20 protein-coding genes and 1 pseudogene are annotated in these 25242 nt (G+C 72.9%); 7 read left to right on the forward strand and 14 right to left on the reverse strand.

The window, feature by feature from the left end:
- Window positions 1–53: 53 nt before the first annotated feature.
- Window positions 54–302 (reverse strand): hypothetical protein, encoded by a 249-nt coding sequence (locus HTV45_RS10075; RefSeq protein ID WP_251691859.1) that lies wholly within the window; start codon window positions 300–302, stop codon window positions 54–56.
- 111 nt (window positions 303–413) lie between these two features.
- On the opposite strand from HTV45_RS10075, the gene HTV45_RS10080 reads away from it, so the two are divergent.
- Window positions 414–1079, forward strand: coding sequence for a hypothetical protein (locus HTV45_RS10080; RefSeq protein WP_308309393.1), 666 nt, complete (start codon window positions 414–416; stop codon window positions 1077–1079).
- Between the two features lie 44 nt (window positions 1080–1123).
- On the opposite strand, the gene HTV45_RS10085 is transcribed toward HTV45_RS10080, so the two are convergent.
- The 5 genes from HTV45_RS10085 to HTV45_RS10105 form a co-directional block, all read right to left on the reverse strand.
- Window positions 1124–1540, reverse strand: coding sequence for an LAETG motif-containing sortase-dependent surface protein (locus tag HTV45_RS10085; protein WP_215205341.1), 417 nt, complete (start codon window positions 1538–1540; stop codon window positions 1124–1126).
- 153 nt (window positions 1541–1693) lie between these two features.
- Complete coding sequence (locus HTV45_RS10090; protein ID WP_215205342.1) at window positions 1694–2653, reverse strand: SMP-30/gluconolactonase/LRE family protein; 960 nt, start codon at window positions 2651–2653, stop codon at window positions 1694–1696.
- Window positions 2654–3248: 595 nt separating this feature from the next.
- Window positions 3249–3599 carry a nitrite reductase small subunit NirD gene (gene nirD, locus HTV45_RS10095; protein ID WP_215205343.1) on the reverse strand — a complete coding sequence of 117 codons (351 nt, stop codon included), beginning with the start codon at window positions 3597–3599 and terminating at the stop codon, window positions 3249–3251.
- The gene (nirB, locus tag HTV45_RS10100) at window positions 3596–6193 is read right to left on the reverse strand and encodes a nitrite reductase large subunit NirB (protein ID WP_215205344.1); all 2598 of its coding nucleotides are present in this window, start codon (window positions 6191–6193) and stop codon (window positions 3596–3598) included. The genes nirD and nirB overlap by 4 nt, the downstream gene beginning before the upstream one ends.
- Entirely contained in the window at window positions 6193–7428 is a 1236-nt protein-coding gene (locus HTV45_RS10105) for an NAD(P)/FAD-dependent oxidoreductase (RefSeq protein WP_215205345.1), read from the reverse strand. Before HTV45_RS10105 ends, nirB begins: the two co-directional genes overlap by 1 nt.
- Before the next feature lie 205 nt (window positions 7429–7633).
- On the opposite strand from HTV45_RS10105, the gene HTV45_RS10110 reads away from it, so the two are divergent.
- Complete coding sequence (locus tag HTV45_RS10110) at window positions 7634–8416, forward strand: TSUP family transporter (protein WP_215205346.1); 783 nt, start codon at window positions 7634–7636, stop codon at window positions 8414–8416.
- Window positions 8417–8587: 171 nt separating this feature from the next.
- Here the strand turns inward: HTV45_RS10110 and HTV45_RS10115 are convergent, their stop codons facing one another.
- From HTV45_RS10115 to HTV45_RS10140, 6 genes and pseudogenes are all read right to left on the reverse strand, one after another.
- Entirely contained in the window at window positions 8588–9238 is a 651-nt protein-coding gene (locus HTV45_RS10115) for a class F sortase (protein ID WP_215205347.1), read from the reverse strand.
- Between the two features lie 117 nt (window positions 9239–9355).
- The gene (locus HTV45_RS10120) at window positions 9356–9931 is read right to left on the reverse strand and encodes a hypothetical protein (RefSeq protein WP_215205348.1); all 576 of its coding nucleotides are present in this window, start codon (window positions 9929–9931) and stop codon (window positions 9356–9358) included.
- A 286-nt stretch (window positions 9932–10217) separates the two neighbouring features.
- Entirely contained in the window at window positions 10218–12326 is a 2109-nt protein-coding gene (locus tag HTV45_RS10125; RefSeq protein WP_215205349.1) for a molybdopterin oxidoreductase family protein, read from the reverse strand.
- Between the two features lie 116 nt (window positions 12327–12442).
- Window positions 12443–12841, reverse strand: a pseudogene (locus tag HTV45_RS10130) (DNA-binding protein); the annotation flags it as partial.
- The gene (locus tag HTV45_RS10135) at window positions 12838–13086 is read right to left on the reverse strand and encodes a hypothetical protein (RefSeq protein ID WP_215205350.1); all 249 of its coding nucleotides are present in this window, start codon (window positions 13084–13086) and stop codon (window positions 12838–12840) included. The gene HTV45_RS10135 and the pseudogene HTV45_RS10130, both read right to left, overlap by 4 nt.
- Before the next feature lie 28 nt (window positions 13087–13114).
- Complete coding sequence (locus HTV45_RS10140) at window positions 13115–13819, reverse strand: vancomycin high temperature exclusion protein (RefSeq protein WP_215205351.1); 705 nt, start codon at window positions 13817–13819, stop codon at window positions 13115–13117.
- A 211-nt stretch (window positions 13820–14030) separates the two neighbouring features.
- Between HTV45_RS10140 and HTV45_RS10145 the strand changes: the two genes are divergently transcribed.
- The 5 genes from HTV45_RS10145 (at window position 14031) to HTV45_RS10165 (ending at window position 21297) form a co-directional block, all read left to right on the forward strand.
- A complete protein-coding gene (locus tag HTV45_RS10145; protein ID WP_215205352.1) occupies window positions 14031–14810 on the forward strand; it encodes a sirohydrochlorin chelatase in 780 nt (259 codons plus the stop codon).
- A 180-nt stretch (window positions 14811–14990) separates the two neighbouring features.
- Window positions 14991–16265, forward strand: coding sequence for a deoxyguanosinetriphosphate triphosphohydrolase (locus HTV45_RS10150; protein ID WP_215205353.1), 1275 nt, complete (start codon window positions 14991–14993; stop codon window positions 16263–16265).
- Between the two features lie 117 nt (window positions 16266–16382).
- On the forward strand, window positions 16383–17657 hold the full coding sequence (locus HTV45_RS10155; protein WP_215205354.1) for an NAD(P)/FAD-dependent oxidoreductase: 1275 nt from the start codon (window positions 16383–16385) through the stop codon (window positions 17655–17657).
- 300 nt (window positions 17658–17957) lie between these two features.
- Window positions 17958–19895 carry a DNA primase gene (dnaG, locus tag HTV45_RS10160; RefSeq protein ID WP_215205355.1) on the forward strand — a complete coding sequence of 646 codons (1938 nt, stop codon included), beginning with the start codon at window positions 17958–17960 and terminating at the stop codon, window positions 19893–19895.
- Between the two features lie 166 nt (window positions 19896–20061).
- The gene (locus HTV45_RS10165) at window positions 20062–21297 is read left to right on the forward strand and encodes an RNA polymerase sigma factor (protein ID WP_215205452.1); all 1236 of its coding nucleotides are present in this window, start codon (window positions 20062–20064) and stop codon (window positions 21295–21297) included.
- A 73-nt stretch (window positions 21298–21370) separates the two neighbouring features.
- Here the strand turns inward: HTV45_RS10165 and HTV45_RS10170 are convergent, their stop codons facing one another.
- Together HTV45_RS10170 and HTV45_RS10175 are read right to left on the reverse strand one after the other, a co-directional pair.
- Window positions 21371–23299: an ABC transporter ATP-binding protein gene (locus HTV45_RS10170; protein WP_215205356.1), complete on the reverse strand. Its 1929-nt coding sequence runs from the start codon at window positions 23297–23299 to the stop codon at window positions 21371–21373.
- Window positions 23299–25032 (reverse strand): ABC transporter ATP-binding protein, encoded by a 1734-nt coding sequence (locus HTV45_RS10175; RefSeq protein WP_215205357.1) that lies wholly within the window; start codon window positions 25030–25032, stop codon window positions 23299–23301. The genes HTV45_RS10170 and HTV45_RS10175 overlap by 1 nt, the downstream gene beginning before the upstream one ends.
- Window positions 25033–25242: the final 210 nt, after the last annotated feature.

A 25242-nucleotide genomic window follows, 5' to 3' on the forward strand; every position in this document is an offset into this window, starting at 1 on the left:
CGGAGCCGTTGCCTGTCACCCGACCACCCTCACCGATCGGCAGCGGCTCCGGATCACGAAAGAAGAGGACGGCACCCGTGCGGGGGTGCCGTCCTCTTCCGTGGATCCGCTCCACGGGAGACATCGCGCGCGTGGGCGAGCTCGGGGAGGGAACCGATGGACGACTCGCCCCGGTCCTGCCCGGCCTTCTGCACCAGGGCCAGGGACAGCCCCGCCGCGTCGGCGAGCCCCTGCTGGGTCAGGTCGGAGCCCCTGAGGTGCTTGATGCGCTTGCCGTTCGTCAGGTCGGCCCAGTTGCTCACGGTCACCCCAGTGCGTTTGCTCAGGCTGCTGTCCTTCGATGGTAGGTCCCGATGTAGTGTCCCGTGCCGGGACTTACGCAGCCGCCACGGCGGGGACTCACGGGGGACGCAGTGCCGTTCGGGATACGCAGGAGCACCATCGGGCCGTCGAGCGCCACGGGCGGGTACGCCGTCGACCCCTGGCGGTCGCTGCGGCGCACGGTCGGGGTGGTGCTGTTCGGGTGGGCCGCAGCGGCCGTCACCGCGGGGGTGTCCTATCTGGCGCTGCGGTGGGTGTGGGTGCCCATCGCGGTGGGGGTCCTGCTGTGCCTGGGGTTCGTCGTGCTGCTCGGGCTGCTGCACCGCGCGGCCTGGATCGCCCTGCTGTCGGTGCTGCCCGGCATCCTCATCCTCGTCGGCGCCGTCCAGTACGCGCCCGAGGCGGCGCTGGAGGTGCGTGGGGTGCGCGAGAGCGTGGTGGTCGTCGCGGACAGCGCGACCGGGAAGGGCAACAAGAACCACCGGCTCACGCTGCGGACGGCGGACGGTGAGGAACTGGCGGAGCGCTTCACCTACAACGGTTCCGGGGCTCCCCGGGTGGGCGAGCGGTTCGACGTCATCCGTGACCCGGACGGCGTGGTGCCCATGGAGCGGGCGGACCAGGTGGACGCCGCGGGGCGGCTCGGCAGCCTGATCGCGGGTCTGGGCGCGTGGACGCTGCTGGCGGTGCCGGCGGGATGGCGCGGGCATGTGCGCCGCCGGCAGGGCAGGACCGATTCCCCGCTGATGTCCCTCTGAGCGAGAGGGCCGGACGGCCGGCCCCCTCGCTCGGACGGACGGGCTCAGCGGTTGTCGCGCCGCCGGCGGGCCGCGATCATCACACCGCCGCCCAGCAGCACGACGGCCGCGCCGCCGGCCGCGATGTACGGGGTGGTGTCGCTGCCGCCGGTCTCCGCGAGGTCGGTGCCGGTCTGCTCCTCGGTGCCGGTGTCCTCCGCCTCCGTGCCGGTGTCGCCGGCGCTCTCCTCACGCGGCTCGAAACCGGCCGGCGGCTGATCGCAGCCGACGCCGTCGTTGTCGCGGTCGAGGTGCTTGCCGTAGTGGTCGTCGCCCTTGGCGATGTTGCTGTACCCGTTGTCGTATGCCTCGGTGCAGTTCTTGAACGGGTGGTTGCCGTCGTGGGCCACGGCGGTGGCCGGTACGGCGGCCAGGGCGAGGGCGGCGAGGACCGCGGCGGCGGAGGTACGGAACGGATTCATGGTGTGGAGCCCCCCAGATCGGGCGTATACGTGTGCTTCGTGCGAGAGGCCCGAAACTACTGGGGTGCCGATGGTGTGGCGGGAATATGAAGGTCCTGTGATGTGAACGTTACGTGATCACAGGGTGGCGCTCCGCTGTGACGCCCTGCCCCGCTACAGCGGCACCGCCACCGCCGTGAAGGTCGTCTCCGGTGTCTGGGGGCTGGTGAAGCGGGCGTTGACCAGGTAGAGGCGGTCGCGGAAGCGGGCGGCGGTGGCGGGGACGTCGAAGCGCGGGTCGGTGATCGAGCGGCGCAGGGCCGCGGTCGTGGCCCGGCCGTCCAGGTCGAACACGGTGACCAGGTTCAGCCGGTTCTGTACGACGTACAGTGTCCGGCCGACGCGGACCAGACCGTCGCCGTTGACCACGTCCGGCGCCCCGGCCAGGGCGACGCGGGTGGCGTGCCCGGTCCGCAGGCTCACGCGGTACAGCTCGCCCGCTGTGCTGTTGACCACGATCACCCCGCGGCCGTCGGGTGTGCTCACGATGCCGTTGGCGTTGATGACGTCCGGCACCTGTTCCCAGTCGCCGCCGAGCGGCAGCTCCCGCACCCGGCCGCCCCGGCCGCGCGGGACGCCGTACAGCACCGCGTCGCGGGAGTCGGTGAACCAGGCGCGGTCCCGGACGAGGGCGACGTCGTTGACGAACGGGTTGGCGCCGTCCGTGAGCCGGTACGTCCTTCGCAGCCTGCCGGTGCGGGCGTCCACGAGGCGGGCGGTGCCGCCTGCGCCGCCGGCCACGTACAACAGGCCGTCGTGGTCCAGCTTCAGTCCGATGGACACCAGGCCGGCGGTGCCCTGGTGGAGCACCCGGCTCGCGCCGGTGCGCAGGTCGGTGCGGAGGATCGCGCCGTCGGCGCGGGAGCCCATATAGGCGTACGGCGCGCGGCCGATGGCGATGCCCTCGGGCAGCCAGCCGTCCGGCAGCGGGAACTCGGCCGGCCAGGCGGGCCGGTGGCCGCCGGCCCGTGCCGTACCGGCGCCGGCCGCCACCGCGAACGCGGCGGCACCGCCGAGCACGGCACGCCGGGAGGGCGGGGAGACGGGGGAGGACTGTGGGTGCTTCCGGGTCATGGTTCGGGCCTCCGTGACGGATGGGGTGGGGCCTGAAACGGTCGGGGCAGCCCCGATGTAACCCGATGGACCCGCCCGCGGGCCTCAGGAGCCCGATGTCGACAGGAACTCGACAGGCCACGGGCGTGCCCGGCCTGAACGGCCGCCGCTTTCACGGAAATCTCCGGGCGCGGTGAACTTTCCCCGGGGGGCAGCCGTCGTATCCCCGGTGAGCCGCACCGGGAACCGACGGCCGGGTGGGTCGTCGGCCGGCTCGTGGCGCGGGCCTGTTCCAGGGGCCGTGCCGCGCCGCCTTTCCGGGGCCCTCCGGGGGCCGGAACGGACCCGGGTGGCTTGCCCGACGGCCTTCCCGCGGCCGGCGCACCGTGTGACCGCGCCGCGCGGCTCCGGGTCCCACAGCTCGTGGGTGCCGCGGCCGGTGCGTGCGCCGGCGGTCCGGGAAGGCGGGCGCCGGCCGGCGACCGTGGGGGCCCCGGCCGGCGCCACCCCCACTGTTCACCGGTGCCGTGCGGGGCTCACCCCACCTCGCGTCCCCCGCCCCCGGCGCCACCGCCCCCGGGCGTCCGGGACCGGATCCGCCGGGCGGCCGGGGCGGTCAGGCCGCCTTCACCTCGTATGCCGTCACCCGTACCGTCTCGTCGTCCAGGCACTGGCCCGACTCCAGATCGAAGCGCTGCTTGAGGAGCGGGGAGGCGACGAACGGGCGGCCCCGGTGGGTGCCGGTCAGGCCGCGGGAGAGGACCGCCGCGCCGGTGAAGGGGTCACGGTTGTCGATGGCGTAGAGGCGCCCGGTGCGGTCGGCGAAGACGGCGGCCTGGCGGCCGTCGGGGAGGAGGGCCGCCACTCCGCGGCCCGGAAGCAGCGCGCTGAGGTCGCAGACCGTGAACCAGTCGTCCGTCAGCCGGAGCCGGATCTTCAGGTCGGTGGTCTCCAGTACCGGGGTCATCGCGTGGCGGTTCCTTCCAGGATGTCGTCGGCAGGGCGCAGACCGATGTTCAGCAGGGGCAGGTCGGGCTTCATCTGGTCGCGCTCGGGGACGAAGGCGACCACCGGGTCGGGGGTGTCGGGCGCGTTCACGAAGGACACGAACCGGGCGAGCTTCTCCGGGTCGTCGATGGTCTCGGCCCACTCGTCGCGGTAGGCGGAGACATGGGCGGTCATCAGGGACTCCAGCTCGTCGCAGATGCCGAGCGAGTCGTGGACCACCACGTCCCGTACGTGGTCCAGACCGCCGGGGATCCGGTCCAGCCAGACGCTGGTGCGCTCCAGGCGGTCGGCGGTGCGGATGTAGAACATCAGGAACCGGTCGATGAGGCGGATCAGTTCGGCGTCGGAGAGATCCTGCGCGAGCAGGTCCGCGTGGCGCGGGGTGGCGCCGCCGTTGCCGCCGACGTAGAGGTTCCAGCCGTTCGCCGTGGCGATGACGCCGAAGTCCTTGGACCGGGCCTCCGCGCACTCGCGCTGGCAGCCGGAGACCGCCGACTTGAGCTTGTGCGGGGAGCGCAGCCCCCGGTAGCGCAGCTCCAGGTCGATCGCCATGCGGACGGAGTCCTGGACGCCGTACCGGCACCAGGTCTGTCCGACGCAGGACTTCACCGTGCGCAGCGACTTGCCGTAGGCGTGGCCGGACTCGAAGCCGGCGTCGACCAGGCGGGCCCAGATGAGCGGGAGCTGTTCGACGCGGGCGCCGAACATGTCGATCCGCTGACCACCGGTGATCTTCGTGTAGAGGCCGAAGTCGCGGGCGATCTCGCCGATGATGATCAGCTTCTCCGGTGCGATCTCCCCGCCGGGGATGCGCGGCACGACCGAGTACGAGCCGTTCTTCTGCAGGTTGGCCAGGAAGTGGTCGTTGGTGTCCTGGAGTGCCGCCTGTTCGCCGTCGAGGACATGGGTGCCGGCGCCGATCGCCGGGGCGAGGGAGGCGATGATGGAGCCGACCGTGGGCTTGCAGACCTCGCAGCCGTCCCCGCCCCGGGCGGCCTCGCGGCCGTGCCGGTCGAGCAGTTCCCGGTAGGAGGTGACGCGCAGGGCGAGGACGATCTCGTACAGTTCCTCGCGGGTCTGGGAGAAGCAGCCGCACAGGCCCTTGTCGACCTCGACGCCGCTCGCCTCCAGCTCGGCGTTGACCAGCTGGCCGAGCACTTTGACGCAACTGCCGCACGTCGTCCCGGCCTTGGTGCACTTCTTCACCTCGGGCACGGTGGTGCAGCTGTGCTCGGTGACCGCCTCGCGGATGGTGCCCTTGCGGACGTTGTTGCAGGAGCAGATGATCGCGTCGTCCGGCAGCGCGGACGGGCCGAGCTGGACGGGACCTCCCGCGCCGGCCGGCAGCACCAGCGACTCGGGCGAGACCGGCGGGACCGAGCCGGTGAAGGCCTTCAGGGTGCCGTACGCCTCGGCGTCGCCGATCAGGATGCCGCCGAGCAGCGTGCCGTCCCGGCCGATGACCAGCTTCTTGTACAGGCCGGCGCGGGAGTCGGAGTAGACGACGTCCAGGCAGTCCCCGGCGGTGCCGTGCGCGTCCCCGAAGGACGCCACGTCCACGCCGAGCAGCTTCAGCTTGGTCGACAGGTCCGCGCCGGTGAACGCCGACTCGTCCTCGGCGATGGTCGCCGCGGCCGTCTCCGCCTGCTCGTACCCCGGTGCGACCAGCCCGTACACCCGGCCGTCGGCGGCCAGCGCGCACTCGCCGATCGCGAACACGCGCGGGTCGCAGACGCTGCGGCACTGCTCGTCGACCGCGATGCCGCCGCGCTCGCCGACGGTGAGGCCCGCGTCCCGGGCGAGCTGGTCGCGGGGGCGGACGCCGGCGGAGAACACCACGAGGTCGGTGGCGAGTTCGGACCCGTCGGACAGCTTCATCCCGGTGACCGCGCCGTCCTCGCCGACCACGATCTCCTGGGTGCCCACCCCCGTGTGCACGCTCAGGCCCATGTCCTCGATGGTGCGCAGCAGCGCCGCGCCACCGCCCTCGTCGACCTGTACCGGCATCAGCCGCGGCGCGAACTCCACGATGTGGGAGGTCAGCCCGAGCCCCTTGAGCGCGCCGGCCGCCTCCAGGCCCAGCAGGCCGCCGCCGACCACCGCACCGGTCGTGGACCTCCCCGCGTACTCCTCGATGGCGAGCAGGTCCTCGATCGTGCGGTAGACGAAGCAGCCCTCGGCGTCCTTGTTCGGCACCGGAGGCACGAACGGGTAGGAGCCGGTGGCCAGGACCAGGACGTCGTAGCCCACGACCAGCCCCGAGCGGGCGGTCACCTCGCGTGCCGCACGGTCGATGGTCTCCGCCGGGTCGCCGACGCGCAGCTCGATCCCGTGGTCCTCGATGAGCCGCAGGTCCGTCAGCGACAGGTCCTCGGGGGTCTTCCCCGAGAAGTACGAGGTGAGCTGCACGCGGTCGTACGCCGGACGCGGCTCCTCGCACAGCACGACCACGCGGTGCGTGGCGGTCAGGCCGCGCTCGGCCAGCGCCTCGAGGAAACGCTGGCCGACCATGCCGTGGCCGACGAGCACGATGGTCGGTGTGTCCGTGGACATCAGGAGCCTCCGTCATTGGTGAGCAGGTGGAGCAGGGGCCCGCCGGCGGACGGGAGCGGCTCTGCTCCCTCCCAGGCGCGCGCGAGGGCGCCGACGGTGCCGAGTTCGCCGACCAGGACCCCGCCGACCAGGCGGTCGTCGCGGACGACGACCTTGCGGTAGGTGCCCCGGGTGGCATCGGTGAGCTGTACGACGTCGTCACCGGGCAGCGCCTCGGTCTCGCCGAACGCGGCGAGGTCGAAGGGGCCGAAGGGGCCGCCCGGCCCGGTGAGGGTGAGCCGGGTCAGGGAGCGGGTGCCGGTGTAGCGGGCGCCGGTGTCCCCGGCGAGCAGCGCGGCGAGCGCGTCGGCCTGTTCCAGCGCCGGGGCGGCGAGCCCGTACACCGTGCCGGCGTGCTGGACGCAGTCGCCGATCGCGTGGATGTACGGGTCGGAGGTACGCAGCTTGTCGTCGACGACGACGCCCTTGCCGACGTCGAGCCCCGCGGCCTGGGCGAGACCGACCCTCGGGTGCACCCCGCAGGCCAGCACCACGAGGTCGGCGTCGAGGGCGTACCCGTCGGCCATCTCCACCGAACGGACCGCGCCGCCGGCGCAGCGCACGTCCCGCACCCGGCACTCGGTGTGCACCTCGACACCGAGGCCGGTCAGATGCCGTCTGACCAGGCGGGAAGCGGCCGGGTCCAGCTGGCGTTCCATCAGCCGCTCGGACTGCTGGGCGAGGACGACCTGCGCACCGCGCACGGCGAGCGCGCGGGCCGCGGAGACCCCGAGGAGCCCGCCGCCGATCACCACCGCCCGCACCCCGGGCCGCACCGCCTTGGCCAGGCCCAGACAGTCGTCCATGGTGCGGAAGGCGTGCACGCCCTCGGGCAGCTCGTGCTCCTCGGCGGACGCGGTGAACAGTCCGCGCAGCGGCGGCAGCACCGGGTTGGAGCCGGTGGCCAGGACCAGCCGGCCGTATCCGGTCACCGAGCCGTCCGCGTGGACGACCGTGCGCGCCGAGCGGTCGATGCCGGTGATCCGGGCCCGGGTGAGCTCCGCAGGCGCCGGCAGGGCGATCACCTCGGGGCTGTAGCGTCCGGCCAGCACCTCGGCGAGCAGCACCCTGTTGTACGGACGGTGCTCCTCCTCGCCGATCAGCGTCACGGGCGTGCCGAGCTCTCCGAGCCGCCGGGCGAGCCGTACGCCCGCGAGGCCGGAGCCGATCACCACCACACGATCGTTCGAGGTCATGCCCCTGAGCGTGCGGTGTGGGTGTTACCCGGCAGCATCCCCGTTGTTTCCCGTGCGGAACGCTGCCCTCAGCGGGGGCGCGGGGCGGGTGTGAGGCTCCCGTGCGCCCGCCGGGGCGGCGGTGTGAGGTGCCGGCCCGCCGCCAACCTCAACAAACGCTCATCTTGATGGACGCAGCATCTATACGGTCCCTAAGGTCACGAGCATGCCCGACATCTCTCTGACCACGGTCGTTCTGCTCTGCCTGGCCGCCCTCGCCGCCGGCTGGATCGACGCCGTGGTCGGCGGCGGCGGACTGCTGCTCCTGCCGGCCCTGCTGCTCGGCCTGCCCGCGGGCACCCCCGCCGTGTACGCCCTGGGCACCAACAAGGCGGTCGCGATCGTAGGCACCACGGGCGCCGCCGTGACGTACGCCCGCAAGGCGCCGGTGGATGTCAGGAACGCGGTACGCATCGGGCTGGCGGCCCTCGCCGGATCGTCGGCCGGGGCCTTCCTCGCGGCCGGGATGAGCACCGAGGTCCTCAAACCGGTGATCATGGTGGTGCTGCTCGGCGTGGCCGCCTTCGTCATCCTGCGCCCCGCCTTCGGCACGGCCCCTTCCGCCGGCCCGGCCACCCGCCGCCAGATCCTCGCCGCGATCGGCCTGGCCGGCCTCGGCATCGGCTTCTACGACGGTCTCATCGGCCCCGGCACCGGTACGTTCCTCGTCCTGGCGCTCACCGCCGTGCTCCACCTCGACCTCGTCACCGCCTCCGCCACCGCCAAGATCGTCAACTGCTGCACCAACGCCGGCGCCCTCGCCATGTTCGCCTGGCAGGGCACGGTGTTGTGGCAGCTTGCGGCACTGATGGCGGTGTTCAACCTGGCGGGCGGCACGCTCGGCGCGCACACGGCCCTGAAGAAGGGCAGCGGTTTCGTCCGCGTCGTCCTGCTGACGGTCGTCTTCGCGCTGGTGGCGAATCTGGCGTACGAGCAGTGGCTGGCGTAGTAGGCGTGACGCGGGGGCGGTGTCCTCCGGGCGGCCCCCGGCTCCGATGCGGGCGCCGGGTCCGCCGGGGCTGCCGGGTCCGCCGGGCTGCTGGGCCCGCCGGGCCGCGGAGGCCCCGGGGCCCGGGGCCCGGGTGCGAGTGCGGCCGGTACGCCGGCTACCGGCTACCGGCTACCGGCTGCCGGTCAGGTGGGCGTAGACGACCACGTTGCCCTGGTAGCCGGTGGTCCGGGACCAGCCGCCGCCGCAGGTGATGACCCGCAGCTCCGGGCGGGACGCCGCGCCGTAGACCTTCGCGTCGGGGAAGTCCCGCGCGTCGTACACCTCGACGGCGTCCACCGTGAACACGGCGACCCCGCCGTCCCGCCGGTCCACCTCGATGGTGCTGCCCTTGCGCAGGGCGCCGAGGGAGTAGAAGACGGCGGGGCCCTCGGCGTTGTCGACATGGCCCGCGAGGATCGCGGTGCCCCGCTCGCCGGGGGTGGTGCCGGCCTCGTACCAGCCGGCGAGGTTCCCGGCGCCGGCGGGCGGCACGTCGAGGCTGCCGGTGGCCGTCAGACCGAGGCCGGTCAGAGGAGCGTCCACGCCGATCGCGGGGATGCGGACGCGCCCGGGGGGCGAGGGCGGCAGCGCGGGGGCCGGGGACCCGCCGGCGCTGTGGTCGTCGGCGCCGGTGTGTGCCTGGGCGGCGGAGGGCTGCGGCGGGGGGTGGGCCCCGGTCCCGTCCCGCAGCAGCCAGGCCCCCGCGCACAGGGCGAACACCGTGACGGCGGCTATCGCTGCGTTGGCCGGACCCCCGGCCCGGCGGAACCTGCGGCGCATCACGGACTGGCCTCATCTCGATTCGGCCCCGTTCCCCCTCCGGGCCGCGAGGGGCGTCGGACCCGGAGGGGGAGGGGACGTGCGGTACCGGCGGGGACGGGCAGCGGAGGGTGCCCGTCAGATCCCGTCGCCTCTCGCCCGGCGATGCAGGAGCCAGGTACCGCCCGCGGCGGCGACGGCGAGAGCCGCCACACCGGCCGCGGTCTGTACGGGGTCGGTGCCCAGAGCACCACCGACCCCCGTCTTCACACTTCCCCGGGGATGTGCCGGCTGGGCCTCGGGCGTCAGCGTGACCAACAGGTCACCGGCCACCCGGCGGCCGCTCCCGGCGCACGTCGCGACGATCTCGTAGGTCCCCGGCTGCGCGCTCGGCGGCACCTGGAACTGCCCGATCGCGTCCTGTTCGTGGGTGCTCGGCGCCAGGGTGAACCGGCCCGCGCCCACGGCGGAGGCGTCCCCCGCCGCCGTGCCCTCGCCGCCGCACTCCGCGGTGTTCACCGTGACCTGCGAGCCCGGCGCGGCCGACGACGGGTAGATCTCCAGGTTCCCGGCCGACGGGCCGTGCGACTCCACGGCGTGGGCGGGGGGCACGGCGAGCAGCCCCGCGGTGGCCACGGCGAGCGCGGCGCCGGTCAGACCGGTCAGACCAGTCATACCGGTGACGCCGGTCAGCAGCCGGGCGGTACGTCGCATCGATGCTCCCTCGGGCTCACGAAGGGGACCCGGCCCGCGGCACCCCCTGTGTGCCGCCGTCGGACGCGTCCCTGCTCTCCCGAGGTAAGTGCCGGCGGGCCGCCCCCGCTTCCTGAGGAGGCGTCAGGGCGGCGGCTGAACGGGTGTCACACACCGCGGGACGGCCCCCGCGCACGGCGCGTTTCAGCAGGTCAACGAGCCATGCGGAACAGGACCGCGGAAACTCCCGAAGGGCGGGCGGCGGGGCTGTGAACGGGTGACCGCGACGGTTGCGCCGGTGACGCCGTCAGAGCCGTACCGCCTCCAGCCGTACCGCGCACGCCTTGAACTCCGGCATCCTGGACGTCGGATCGAGGGCCGGGTTGGTGAGGGTGTTGGCGCGGCCCTCGCCCGCCCAGTGGAACGGCATGAAGACCGTGTCGGGGCGGATCGCGGTGGTGATCCGCGCCGGCGCCACCGCCCGCCCCCGCCGGGACACCACGGCCACCGGCTCGCCCTCGGCCGCGCCGAGCCGCTCCGCCAGCCGGGGGTGCAGCTCCACGAACGGGCCGGGCGCGGCGGCGTTCAGCTCCTCCACACGCCGGGTCTGGGCGCCGGACTGGTACTGCGCCACCACCCGCCCGGTGGTCAGCAGCACCGGGTACTCCTCGTCCGGCTCCTCGGCGACCGCCCGGTGCGTGACCGGCACGAACCGCGCCCGCCCGTCCTCGGTGGCGAACCGGTCGAGGAAGAGACGGGGGGTGCCGGGATGGACGCCGGCTCCCGGGTCCCCGGACGCCGGGCAGGGCCAGAAGACGCCGTTCTCCTCGGCCAGCCTCCGGTAGGTGATCCCGGAGTAGTCCGCGGGGCCGCCCGCGCTCGCCCGGCGCAGCTCCTCGAAGACCTCCTCGGGATCGGTCGGGAAGCCCTTCTCCAGGTTCCGCTCCCCGCCCAGCCGCGCGGCGAGCTCGTGCATGACCTCCAGGTCGCTGCGGACACCCGCCGGCGGGGTGATCGCGCGGCGGCGCAGCAGCACCCGCCCCTCCAGGTTCGTCGTCGTACCCGTCTCCTCCGCCCACTGCGTCACCGGCAGGACCACATCGGCGAGCGCGGCCGTCTCCGACAGCACCACGTCGCACACCGCGAGGAAGTCCAGGGAGCGGATCCGCTCCTCGATGTGCGCGGCGCGTGGTGCCGACACCACCGGGTTGGAGCCCATCAGCAGCAGCGAGCGGATGTCCGTTCCGAGCGCGTCCAGCAGTTCGTAGGCACTGCGTCCCGGCCCGGGAAGGGAATCCGGGTCCATGCCCCACACCTCCGCGACATGCGCCCGCGCGGCGGGGTCGGTCAGCTTGCGGTAGCCGGGCAACTGGTCGGCCTTCTGGCCGTGTTCCCGCCCGCCCTGCCCGTTGCCCTGCCCGGTGAGGCACCCGTACCCGGACAGCGGGCGGCCCGCCCGCCCCGTCGCCAGGCACAGGTTGATCCACGCGCTGACCGTGTCGGTGCCCTTGGACTGCTGCTCGGGCCCCCGCGCGGTGAGCACCATCGCCGCCTCCGGCTCGCAGAACAGCCGTACCGCCTCCCGCAGTTCGGGGACGGACACACCGGTGATCCGCTCCACGTACTCCGGCCAGTGGGCCATCGCGGCCGCCCGGGTCCCCTCCCAGCCGGCCGTGCGCTCCAGGACGTACGCCTCGTCGGTGCGCCCCTCGGCGACGATCAGGTGCAGCAGGCCCAGCGCCAGCGCGAGATCCGTGCCGGGGCGCGGCGCCAGGTGCAGATCGGCGTGCTCGGCGGTCTTGGTGCGGCGCGGGTCGACGACGATCAGTGTGCCGCCGTTCTCCTTCAGCTCGGTGAAGTACCGGAGCGACGGGGGCATGGTCTCCGCGGGGTTCGACCCGACCAGGACGACGCAGCCGGTCCTGGGGACGTCCTCCAGCGGGAACGGCAGTCCGCGGTCGAGCCCGAACGCCCTGCCGCCGGCAGCGGCCGCCGAGGACATGCAGAACCGCCCGTTGTAGTCGATCTGGGAGGTGCCCAGCACCACCCGGGCGAACTTCCCCAGGCTGTACGCCTTCTCGTTGGTCAGCCCGCCCCCGCCGAACACCCCGACCGCGTCCGCCCCGTACTCCGCACGCGTCCGGCCGAAGCCCTCGGCGACCCGCCCCAGCGCCTCCTCCCACGAGGCCGGCACCAGCGCGCCCTCCTCGGACCGCACCAGCGGCGAGGTCAGCCGCACGCTCGACGACAGCACCGCCGGCGCCGAACGCCCCTTCCCGCACAGCGCCCCCCGGTTCACCGGGAAGTCCGCGCGCTCACTCACCCCGACGGTGCTCCCGTCCGGGGACGGCGTCAGATTCATCCCGCACTGCAGCGCGCAGTAGGGGCAGTGCGTGGGCGTCACGGTGTCTCGCATACCGTCCAGGCTGCGTCCCCGGTGTTACGCACCGCACCGGCCCCTGTTACACACCCGGAACGGCGACCTCCCCGCCGCCGGGGACCCGCGGTGAGGCCGCGGCCGGCCCTCGCTCGGACGCCGACGAGCCGGACGCGGTCACCGCACAGGCGGGACATGTCGTCCGTATCGGAGGTCAGCACGACCACCGGCCCCGGTCGGCGCATTGCCATCTCGGCCACCGTGGCGTCGATCGCGTACTCGTGTCCGTGCAGACCGGCGGCCTTGAGCAGCTCCGCCGACGCCTTCGCTGCCCGCTCGGTCACCGGCTCCGCCTTGACGCGGGACAGTGCCCACCGCAGCCGGGCCGTGTTCACCCGTGCGTGGCTGACCGCCACGACGGTGTCGGCCCCGACGACGAGGTCCGCACCCATGTCATGGAAGACCTGGAACATCGCGAGGATCTCGCGGTCCTGTGCGATCCAGGAGGAGAGGCCCTCGGAGTCCAGGACGAGCGTCTCGACGTGCTCGTTCATGTCGCGCTCGTCGAGCCACCGGCATGCGTGCTGCCGAAGATCCGTGAGCGGGCCTGCGCCGGCTCCTCCCCGGTGAAGGCTCCGTGCTCCTCCTGATGACGCAGCAGATCGTCGCCGAGCAGCTGATGCCGCAGCTGACGCGCCACGGCTTCGGCGACGTAGCCGGAGACGTTGTCGGTGAGCTTCCTCAGCTCGGCGACCTGCTCCGTCGGGAGCGTCACCGTGATGCGAGTCGTGTCCGCCATGCAGCGAGCATGCCGCAGTATGCGGCCGTCAGTCCGGTGTTCCCGGGCCGCGGGCCCCGGCCAGTGCCCGCTCCACCCCCGGCTCCTCGGGGCCGAGGAAGCGGGGATCGGGCCGGAACACCGCGTCCGTCGCCGCCTTCCCCGCCGCGAGGACCTCCCGGACGCCCCCGTAGTACCAGGTGACGTTGTGCGGCTCGTCGACACCGACGCCGTACGAGGAGACCCCGGCCCTCTCGCACAGCGCCACCGCCCGCCGGATGTGGAAGCCCTGGCTGATCAGCACCGCGCGGTCCACGCCGAAGATCCTCTTCGCGCGGACGCAGGAGTCCCAGGTGTCGAAGCCCGCGTAATCGCTGACGATCCGCGCGTCGGGCACGCCGTGCCGGGTGAGGTACCCGCGCATCGCGTCCGGCTCGTCGTAGTCCTCGCGGCTGTTGTCGCCGGTGACCAGCACCACCTCGATCCGCCCCGCGCGGTACAGCTTCGCCGCCGCGTCCAGCCGGTGCGCGAGATACGGCGACGGCTCCCCGTCCCACAGGCCCGCGCCGAAGACCACGGCGACCTCGGTGCGCGGCACGTCGGCGGTGGTGCGCAGCCGTCCGTCCGTCGTCAGCCGCAGCCAGGTGGCCGGCAGCAGCGCCAGCACGCACACCGCCACGACCACCCGCACCAGCCGCCGCCGCCCCGCGCGGGTACGTGGCGGACGCGGGCGGCGCACTGCGAAACGGCGCATCGGACGGGCCCCTCCCGGTCGCTCCCCGACCCGGAGAGACGCCCCACCGGCCCCCGCGGTTCAGCCCCGGCCCTGTGACCTGCTTCACCCCCCTCAGGGCGACCGCAGGTCAACGGCCTCACACCGGCCGGGCCCGACCTCGTCGGCCGACGGAAAGCCCCCGTCACGCCCGCGCAACAGGAAGGCAACGTACCGCCGTCACGATCGCCGCATGACGGCGTACACCCCGCACCACCGCACCGCCCGGCCCGCCCTCGTGGTCGTGGCCCACGGCAGCCGCGACCCGCGCGCGCTGAGCACCGTACGTCAGCTCCTGGAAGGGGTGCGCGCCCTGCGCCCCGGCCTGCCCGTGCACCTGGGCCACATCGAGCTGAACGCGCCGCTGCTCCCCGACACCCTGGCCCGGCTGGACGCGCGCGGCACCCGGTCCGCCGTCCTGGTGCCGCTGCTGCTCAGCCGGGGCTACCACGTCAGGCGGGACATCCCCGAGATGGCCGCCGGGGCACGGCTGCACACGCGCGTCGCCGCACCCCTCGGCCCGCACCCCCTGCTCGTGGACGCCCTGCAGGCCCGCCTCACCGAGGCCGGCTGGCGCACCCCGGCGGACGCGGCGGCGCGCCGCGCGAGCGGGGTCGTCCTCGCCGCCGCCGGCTCCCGCGACCCGGACGCGAAGGCCGACACCGGCCGCACCGCCCGGCTGCTCGCCGAACGTCTCGGAGTCCCCGTCGTCCCCGCCTACGCCTCCGCCGCCGCACCCACCGTCCCCGACGCCCTGCGCGCCCTGGCGGACCGGGGCCGCACCCGTGCCGCCGTCGCCTCCTACTTCACCGCCCCCGGCCGCTTCGCCGCGGAGTGCGCGGCGGCGGCACCCTGGATCGCCTCCACCCCCCTCGCCACCCACCCCGCCGTCCCCCGTCTCCTCCTTCACCGCTACGACGAGGCCGTACGGACCCCGTCCACATCCCCGCTGGAGCTGGCCTCCGCCTCCTGACCACTCAGGGGCGCGGGGGTGTGGCGACCGCGGCTCCGCCGCGCGGGCGCAGGGGTCCGGGGGCGAAGCCCTCCGGGGACGGGTACGGGCGGCGGGGCGAGAACCCGAGGCACGCCCCACCGCGTCCCACCACGCCCCACCCTCGCCCCCGCTGTCACACCTGCCCCGTACTGTCATGACATGGAAGGCACCGCACCCCCCACCGCATACGACCTGACGTCAGTCGCCCGCTACGCCCCGGAACCGGACAAGCGCCCCGGCCGCACCGCCTTCCAACGCGACCGTGCCCGCGTCCTGCACTCCGCCTCCCTCCGCCGTCTCGCCGGCAAGACGCAGGTCGTCACCCCCGGCGGACCGCACCAGGTGTGGGACGCGAGCCCCCGCACCCGCCTCACCCACTCCCTCGAGTGCGCCCAGGTCGGCCGCGAGCTCGGCGCCGCCCTCGGCTGCGACCCCGATCTCGTCGAGGCCGCCTGCCTCTCCCACGACCTGGGCCATCCGCCCTTCGGCCACAACGGCGAACAGGCGCTGAACGAGTTCGCGCGGGACTGCGGCGGCTTCGAGGGCAACGCCCAGTCGCTGCGCCTGCTCACCCGTATCGAACCCAAGCGGTTCACCCCCGAGGGCTCCGTCGGCCTGAACCTCACCCGCGCCGCCCTCGACGCCGCCACCAAGTACCCCTGGCCCCGCGGCGCCCACCCCGCAGTCCCGGCCTCACCGAAGTTCGGGGTCTACGACGACGACCGCCCCGTCTTCGACTGGGTGCGCGAAGGGGCCCCCGGCACCCGGGTCTGCTTCGAGGCCCAGGTCATGGACTGGTCCGACGACGTGGCCTACTCGGTGCACGACGTGGAGGACGGCCTGCACGCCGGCCACATCGACCCGAACTGCCTGCACGCCGATCCGGAACGGGAAGCCGTCTTCGCCGTCGCCGTCGCCCGGTACGTCCCCGCGGACACCGACCCCGCCGAACTGGCGGAAGCCCTCGACCGCCTCCTCGACCAGGACTGGTGGCCGCACGGCTACGACGGCACCGCCGTCGCCCAGGCCCGGCTCAAGGACGCCACCAGCCAGCTCATCGGCCGCTTCTGCCTCGCCGCTGAGGGCGCCACCCGGAAGGCCTTCGGCACCGGGCGCCTCACCCGATACGGGGCCGAGCTGGTCGTGCCGCGCGGCACCCGCATGGAGTGCGCGGTCCTCAAGGCGGTCGCCGACCGCTACGTCATGCAGCGCGCCGAACAGGAACTGCTCCGCGCCGACCAGCGCGTCGTCGTACTCGAACTGGCCGAGGCGCTCACCGTCCGCGCGCCCGACGGACTGGACCCGCAGTTCCGCACCCTGTTCGACAAGGCCCCCGACGACCGGGCCCGCAAGCGGGTGATCGTGGACCAGATCGCGTCCCTCACGGACGACTCCGCCCGCTCCCTGCACGCCCTGCTCATGGGGCGGCCGTGAGCGGCACGGCCCCGGGCCGGCCGTGACCGGCGTGGCCTGATCGACGCGCTCCCCCTTACGGCATGATTTCGCGTGCGGGAGGCTCAAGGTGGCAACACCCTCAAGAGGAGGCATCACGTGGTCGACGCGGATCAGACTTTTGTCATCGTCGGAGGCGGACTGGCCGGCGCCAAGGCGGCCGAGACGCTGAGAACGGAGGGCTTCACCGGCCGCGTGATACTGATCTGCGACGAACGCGACCACCCGTACGAGCGTCCGCCCCTGTCCAAGGGGTACCTCCTCGGCAAGGAGGAACGCGACAGCGTCTTCGTCCACGAGCCCGCCTGGTACGCGCGTCACGACGTCGAACTGCACCTCGGCCAGACCGTCGACGCCATCGACCGTGCCGCGAGGACCGTCCGCTTCGGCGACGACGGCACCACCGTCCACTACGACAAGCTGCTGCTCGCCACCGGCGCCGAGCCGCGCCGCCTGGACGTCCCGGGCACGGATCTCGCCGGCGTCCACCATCTGCGGCGCCTCGCCCACTCCGAGCGCCTCAAGGGCGTGCTCTCCTCCCTCGGCCGGGACAACGGCCACCTGGTGATCGCCGGCGCGGGCTGGATCGGCCTGGAGATCGCGGCTGCGGCCCGTCAGTACGGCGCGGAGGTCACCGTCGTCCACCGGGGGCAGACCCCGCTGCACTCGGTCCTCGGCCCCGAACTCGGGCAGCTCTTCGCCGACCTGCACCACGAGCACGGAGTGCGCTTCCACTTCGGCGCCACGCTCACCGGGATCACCGGACAGGACGGCATGGTGCTCGCCGCCCGCACCGACGACGGCGAGGAACACCCGGCGCATGCCGTCCTCGCGGCGATCGGAGCGGCCCCGCGGGTCGCTCTCGCTGAGGCCGCGGGACTGGAGCTCGCCGACCCCGCGGCCGGCGGGGGCGTCCTCGTCGACGAGCGGCTGCGCACCTCCGACCCGGACGTCTACGCGGCCGGAGACGTGGCGTCCTTCCCGCACGGTGTCTTCGGCACGCGCCTGCGGGTGGAGCACTGGGCCAACGCGCTGAACGGCGGCCCGGCGGCGGCACGCTCGATGCTGGGCCGGGAGGAGCGCTACGACCGCGTCCCCTACTTCTTCAGCGACCAGTACGACCTGGGGATGGAGTACTCCGGGTGGGCGCCGCCCGGATCGTACGACCAGGTGGTCATCCGGGGCGACGCGGGCAAGCGGCAGTTCATCGCGTTCTGGGTGAAGGAGGGGCACGTCCTCGCGGGGATGAACGTGAACGTGTGGGATGTCACCGGACCGATCCAGGGGATGATCCGGTCCCGGCAGCCGGTGGACACGGAGGCGCTGGGGGACCCGCACGTGCCGCTGGAGAGCCTCGTGGCCCGGACGTCCTAGGGTCTTTCGTCCGGGTCGGGCCGGATCAGGGAGCGGGGTCCGGTGCCGTGCGCCGCAAGGCGGAGGAGGGCGGCGGAGCCCTGACAACCGGCGGCAACGCGGCGAGGCGCGGTGCCGGGGCCCGCGAGCCCGGCATGATCCGAACGAGAGGACCTGGGCGCCCGCCGGGTCCCGCCGCCGCGGGTGCGGTGCCGTCGTGGCTGGTCGCGCCCGCGCGGCGGAGCACCGCCGCACGCCCCGCGGCCGGTGCCGGGCACCGCGCGCCCCGGAGGTGTCACAGCGCACCCGTAGAATCCAGGTGTGGCTGGGCGGATCAATGATGAGGACGTGAAGGCGGTTCGGGACGCGGTCCCGATCGACGCCGTGGTGTCCGAGTACCTCCAGCTGCGCAGCGCGGGCGGCGGAAACCTCAAGGGTCTCTGCCCCTTCCACGACGAGAAGTCGCCGTCCTTCCAGGTCAGCCCGAGCAAGGGGTTCTTCCACTGCTTCGGCTGCCAGGAGGGCGGCGACACCATCACGTTCGTGATGAAGATCGACCACCTCTCCTTCTCGGAGGCGGTCGAGCGGCTCGCCGGACAGGCCGGCATCACCCTGCGCTACGAGGAGGGCGGGTACAACCCCACCCACCAGCGCGGCGAGCGCATCCGTCTGGTCGAGGCCCACAAGATCGCCGCGGAGTGGTACGCGGAACAGCTCGCGACCTCCCCCGAGGCGGACACCGGCCGGATCTTCCTCGCCGACCGCGGCTTCGACCAGGCCGCCGCCCTGCACTTCGGCGTCGGCTACAGCCCCCAGGGCTGGGACCACCTCACCCGCTTCCTGCGCGGCAAGGGCTTCAGCGACAAGGAACTCCTCCTCTCCGGACTCTCCCAGGAGGGCCGCCGGGGCCCCATCGACCGCTTCCGCGGCCGGCTGATGTGGCCCATCCGCGACATCGGCGGCGAAGTCGTCGGCTTCGGCGCCCGCAAGCTCTACGAGGCGGACAACGGCCCGAAGTACCTCAACACCCCCGATACCGCGATCTACAAGAAGTCCCAGGTCCTCTACGGCATCGACCTGGCGAAGAAGGACATCGCCAAGGCCTCCCGCGCGGTCGTCGTCGAGGGCTACACCGACGTCATGGCCTGCCACCTCGCGGGTGTCACCACCGCCATCGCCACCTGCGGCACCGCCTTCGGCGGCGACCACATCAAGATCCTGCGCCGGCTCCTCATGGACAACGGCAGCGCACGGGTGATCTTCACCTTCGACGGTGACGCGGCCGGCCAGAAGGCGGCCCTGCGCGCCTTCGAGGACGACCAGAAGTTCGCCGCCGAGACCTACATCGCCATCGCGCCCGACGGCATGGACCCCTGCGACCTGCGTCTCGCCAAGGGCGACGAGGCCGTGGCCGAGCTGGCCGAACCCCGCACCCCGCTCTTCGAGTTCGCCCTCCGTCAGGTCGTCCGCCGCTACGACCTGGAGACCCCGGCCGGCCGGGCCGGCGCCCTCGACGAGGCCGCGCCGATCGTCGCGCGCATCAAGAACAGCGGCGCCCAGCACGAGGTCGCCGTCCAGCTCGCCGGAATGCTCGGCATCCTCGACACCCAGTTCGTCGTCAAACGGGTCGCCCAGCTGGCCCGCTGGGCCCGCGACCGGGGCGGCAAGGGCCCCGCCGGCCCCGGCCGGCAGCAGCAGCGCGGCGGCGGTGGCGCCGGCCCGCAGGCGTACACGCCCGACGGGTCCGGCCCGCGCGGACCCGCCCTCAACCTCCGCAACCCCGTCTTCGCCACCGAACGCGAACTGCTCAAGCTCGCCCTCCAGTGCCCGGAACTGGTCTCCCCGGCCTTCGACGCGTACGGCGTCGACGAGTTCACCGCCCCGCCCTACGTGGCCGTGCGCCAGGCGATCCTGGACGCGGGCGGCGCCGAGCACGGCGTCCAGGACCCGCAGGAGTACCTGGTCCGGGTGCGCGAGGCCGCCCCCGACGACACCGTCCGCGCCATGGTCACCGAACTCGCGGTCGAGGCGATCATGCTGCACCGGGGAGTCAAGGAGGTCGACGAGACCTACGCGGGCGCCCAGCTGGTCACCGTCCGCCGCCGTGCCGTCGAGCGCCGCATCCGCGACATCACCGGCCGCCTCACCCGCCTCGGCGCCCACGGAGACCCGGCCGAACTGGCTTCCGTACAGAACGAGTTGTGGGTCCTCCAGCAGTACGACCAGACGCTGCGCGCGCACGGAGCGGCGGCGCTGTGAGGCCGGCCGGGGCGCCAGGGACCCGGCCGCGCTGATGCACCCGGTCACGCACCGGACGCAAAAAGTCACCGCACGCCCCTCGTGGGGACGATGTGTCGTACTCCACACTGGTGGCGGTGCCTGAGTCCTCGGAGCGCGGCCGATCCGTCACCGACGGGTCCCGGACATCCGCGGTTCCGCCCATCGTGTACGGGACGGACAGCGGCGAGGTCGCCGACTCCGCCCCCGAAGTACCGCTGCCCCACCCCCGGCAGCGATCATCCTGGAGGTCGCCCCCGTGCAGACCCAGACCCAGACCCTCACCCCGCCCGACGCGGACGTTCTCGTCGCCATGCCCGCGCAGGGCCGTGTCGCGCACCACCCCGGGAAGCCGCCCGAGCCCGCCGCATCGCCCGCCGGGCCGGCCGGAACGCCCGCCGGGCCGGCCGCGGCGTCACCCGAGCCCGACGATCCGGCGGAACCGCCCGCGCCCGTCCGCACCGAGAGCGGCAGTCCCTCCTCGGACCTGTTCCGCCAGTACCTGCGCGAGATCGGCCGCATCCCGCTGCTCACCGCCGCCGAGGAGGTCGAACTCGCCCGCCGGGTGGAAGCCGGGCTCTTCGCCGAGGACAGGCTGCGCCGCGCCCCCGACCTGGACAGCAGCCTGGCGCTCGACCTCGACCGGCTGGTCGTCATGGGCCGGATGGCCAAGCGGCGGCTGATCGAGGCGAACCTGCGGCTCGTCGTCTCCGTCGCCAAGCGGTACGTGGGCCGGGGGCTGACCATGCTCGACCTGGTCCAGGAGGGCAATCTGGGGCTGATCCGGGCGGTCGAGAAGTTCGACTACGCGCGCGGCTACAAGTTCTCCACCTACGCCACATGGTGGATCCGCCAGGCCATGTCCCGTGCGCTGGCCGACCAGGCCCGCACGATCCGGGTGCCCGTGCACGTGGTCGAACTGATCAACCGCGTGGTGCGGGTGCAGCGGCGGATGCTCCAGGAGCGCGGCTACGAGCCGACGCCGGGCGAGGTCGCCGCGCAGCTCGATCTGTCGCCCGAGCGGGTGGGGGAGGTGCTGCGGCTGGCGCAGGAGCCGGTGTCGCTGCACGCGCCGGTGGGGGAGGAGGACGACGTCGCGCTCGGTGACCTCATCGAGGACGGTGACGCCGCGAGTCCGGTGGAGTCGGCGGCGTTCCTGCTGCTGCGGGAGCATCTGGAGGCGGTGCTGTCGACGCTGGGGGAGCGGGAGCGGAAAGTGGTGCAGCTGCGCTACGGGCTGGTGGACGGGCGTCCGCGGACGCTGGAGGAGATCGGGCGGATCTTCGGTGTGACGCGGGAGCGTATACGGCAGATCGAGTCCAAGACGCTGAACAAGCTGCGCGATCATGCCTTCGCGGATCAGCTGCGGGGGTATCTGGACTGACCTCTCCTCGCCCCCGCCGCCCCTTCCCGTCCCGGACCTGGGGTCCGGGGGCAGCGATCCCGGGGACGACGGGTCAGTCGACCACGGCCACCGCCTCCGCGAACTGGGCCCTGTACAGGCGGGCGTACGCGCCGTCCGCCGCCAGCAGCGCCTCGTGCCCGCCCTGTTCCACGATCGCCCCGTCCTCCATGACCAGGATCGTGTCCGCGTCCCGAACCGTCGACAACCGGTGCGCGATCACGAACGACGTCCGTCCGTGCGCCAGCCGCGCCATCGCCTTCTGGATCAGCACCTCCGTGCGCGTGTCCACGGAACTCGTCGCCTCGTCCAGCACCAGAATCACCGGATCGGACAGGAACGCCCGCGCGATGGTGATCAGCTGCTTCTCACCCGCGCTGACACCCGACCCCTCGTCGTCGATCACGGTGTCGTACCCGTCGGGCAGCGTCCGCACGAACCGGTCGGCGTGCGCCGCCCGTGCCGCCTCCTCGATCTCCTCCCGGCCGACCTCGCGGGACGCCCCGTACGCGATGTTCTCCGCGATGGTGCCGCCGAACAGCCAGGTGTCCTGGAGTACCATGCCGATCCCGGCGCGCAGTTCGTCCCTGGACATCCGGGCGATGTCCACCCCGTCGAGCGTGATCCGCCCGCCGGACACCTCGTAGAACCGCATCAGCAGGTTGACCAGGGTCGTCTTGCCGGCGCCCGTCGGGCCGACGATGGCGACCGTGTGGCCGGGGTCCACCGTCAGCGACAGGTCCTCGATCAGCGGCTTCTCGGGGTCGTAGCGGAACGCCACCCGCTCCAGCGCCACCCGCCCGCGCAGCCGTTCCGGCTTCTCGGCCGCGACGGGGTCGGCCTCCTGCTCGCCGGCGTCCAGCAGTTCGAAGACCCGCTCGGCCGAGGCGACCCCCGACTGCACCAGGTTCGCCATCGACGCGACCTGCGTCAGGGGCATCGAGAACTGGCGGGAGTACTGGATGAACGCCTGCACGTCACCGATGGACAGCGCGCCCGAGGCGACCCGCAGCCCGCCGACGACCGCCACCAGCACATAGTTGATGTTCGACACGAAGAACATCAGCGGCTGCATGACGCCGCTGTTGAACTGCGCCTTGAACCCGGCCTCGTACAGCGCCTCGTTCTCCTCGGCGAAGCGCTTCGCCGACTCGTCCTGCCGTCCGAAGACCTTCACCAGGGTGTGTCCGGTGTACATCTCCTCGATGTGCGCGTTGAGCGTTCCGGTGGTCCGCCACTGCTGCACGAAGTGCGGCTGCGACCGCTTGCCCACCCGCGTGGCGACGACGAACGAGAGCGGCACCGTCACCAGCGCGACCAGCGCGAGGATCCACGAGACGTAGAACATCATCGCGAGCACACCGACGATGGTGAGCAGTGAGTTGATCAGCTGGCCCATCGACTGCTGAAGTGTCTGCCCGATGTTGTCGATGTCGTTGGTGGCGCGGCTGAGCACCTCACCGCGCTGCCGCTTGTCGAAGTACGACAGCGGCAGCCGCGACAGTTTCGTCTGCACGTCCTCGCGCATCCGGAACATGGTGCGGTTGACGGCCCGGTTCACCAGCCGGGTCGCCACGGCCATCAGCAGACCGGCGAGCAGGAACAACGCCAGCGCGAACAGCAGGACCTGGCCCACCTCCGTGAAGTCGATGCCCTCACCGGGGGTGAAGTCGGTGCTGCGGAGCATGTCGGCGGCATCTCCCTCGCCCCGCTCCCGCATGGAGTCGAGCACCTGCTCCTTGGTGGCGCCCTCCGGCAGGTCACGTCCGACGATGCCGGCGAAGATCAGGTCGGTGGCCGCACCGAGGATCTTCGGCCCGATCACGCTGAGACCCACGCTCAGTACGACACAGGCCAGCAGCCCGTAGGTCGTCAGGCGTTCCGGTCCGAACCGGGCGATCAGCCGTTTGCTCGACCCCGTGAAGTCGAGCGAGCGCTGGTCGGGGCCGCCCCCGGCCATCATCCGTCCTCCGGGCCCGGCCATCAGGCGGCCTCCGCTTCCGTCAGCTGGGAGAGCACGATCTCCCGGTAGGTCTCGTTGTCCGCCATCAGGTCGTGGTGCCGGCCGGTGCCGACGACCCGGCCCTCGTCCAGGACCACGATCCGGTCGGCTTCCCGGATGGTCGCCACCCGCTGGGCGACGATCACCACGGTCGCCTCGGCCGTCTCCCGCGCGAGGGCGGCCCGCAGGGCCGCGTCGGTGGCGTAGTCGAGTGCGGAGAAGGAGTCGTCGAAGAGGTAGATCTCCGGCCGCTGCACCAGCGTGCGGGCGATCGCCAGACGCTGGCGCTGACCGCCGGAGACGTTGGTCCCGCCCTGGGCGACGGGCGCGTCGAGGCCGCCTTCCAGCCGCTCCACGAAGTCCTTGCCCTGCGCCACCTCCAGCGCGTGCCACAGCTCCTCGTCGGTGGCGTCCGGATTGCCGTAGCGCAGGTTGGTCGCCACCGTGCCCGCGAACAGATACGGCCTCTGCGGCACCAGACCGACCGTCCTCGCCAGCAGCCGCGGCTCGATGTCCGCGACCGGCACCCCGTCGACCAGCACCTCGCCGTTGGTCGCGTCGACAAGCCGCGGTACCAGGCCGAGCAGGGTGGACTTGCCGCTGCCGGTGGAGCCGATCACGGCGGTCACCTCGCCGGGCCGTGCCTCCAGTGAGATCTCCCTCAGCACCGGCTCCTCGGCGCCCGGGTAGCGGAAGCCCGCGCCCCTGATCTCCAGGTGCCCGTGCCGGCGCAGCCCGGTGACGGGCGCGACGGGCGGCACCACACTGGAGGAGGTGTCCAGCACCTCGCGGATGCGCTCGGCGCACACCTCGGCGCGCGGCACCATCATGAACATGAAGGTGGCCATCATCACGGACATGACGATCTGCATCAGATAGGCGAGGAACGCCGTCAGATCGCCGATCTGCATGCCGCCGCTGTCGATGCGGTGCGCGCCGAACCACACCACCGCGACGGACGACAGGTTCACCACCGTCATGACCACCGGGAACATCAGCGCGAGCAGATTGCCCGTGCCCAGTGACACATCGGTCAGCTCGGTGTTCGACTTCCTGAACCGCCCCTGCTCGTACGTGTCCCGCACGAAGGCGCGGATCACCCGGTTGCCGGTGATCTGCTCACGCAGCACCCGGTTCACCGTGTCGAGCCGGTCCTGCATGGTCCGGAAAAGCGGACGCAGTTTCCGTACGATCAGCGTCACGCAGACCGCCAGCACCGGTACGACCCCGACCAGCACCCCGGACAGCGGCACGTCCAGGCCGAGCGCCATGACGATGCCGCCCACGCACATGATCGGCGCGGACACCATCAGGGTGAACGTCATCAGGGCCAGCATCTGCACCTGCTGGACGTCGTTCGTCGTACGGGTGATGAGTGAGGGGGCGCCGAAGTGGCCCACCTCACGCGCGGAGAACGACTGCACACGGTCGAAGACGGCGGCGCGCACGTCCCGCCCCAGGGCGGCGGCAGTCCGGGCGCCGTAGTACACGGCGCCCACGTTGCAGACGACCTGGACCAGCGAGATGCCGAGCATCAGGGCGCCGTGACTCAGGATGTAGCCGCTGTCACCCCGGACGACACCGTCGTCGATGATGTCCGCGTTGAGCGTGGGCAGGTAGAGCGAGGCGCAGGTCTGCAGGAACTGCAGCAGCACCAGGAGGGCGATGGGTCTCTTGTAGGGGGTGAGGTAGGTCCGCAGGAGTCGTATGAGCACGCTGGATCTCTCGGGTGGTCGGCGAGGGCGGTTCGGTTGCCCGTGGCCCCTATCGTCGAACACTCCGACCGCGTTACCTCAACCGATTCAATGCCCCCGCCCGGCTCCGCCGGGACCGGCCCCGCTCGCCCCGGCCCCGCTCGCCCCGGCCGGGAGGCCCCGCGGTCCCGGTCCTCATGGCCGGGAGGCCCCGACTTCGCGCCCGTGTGG

Origin of the sequence: Streptomyces sp. CHD11 (assembly GCF_018638295.1) — a bacterium.
Lineage (GTDB): Bacteria > Actinomycetota > Actinomycetes > Streptomycetales > Streptomycetaceae > Streptomyces.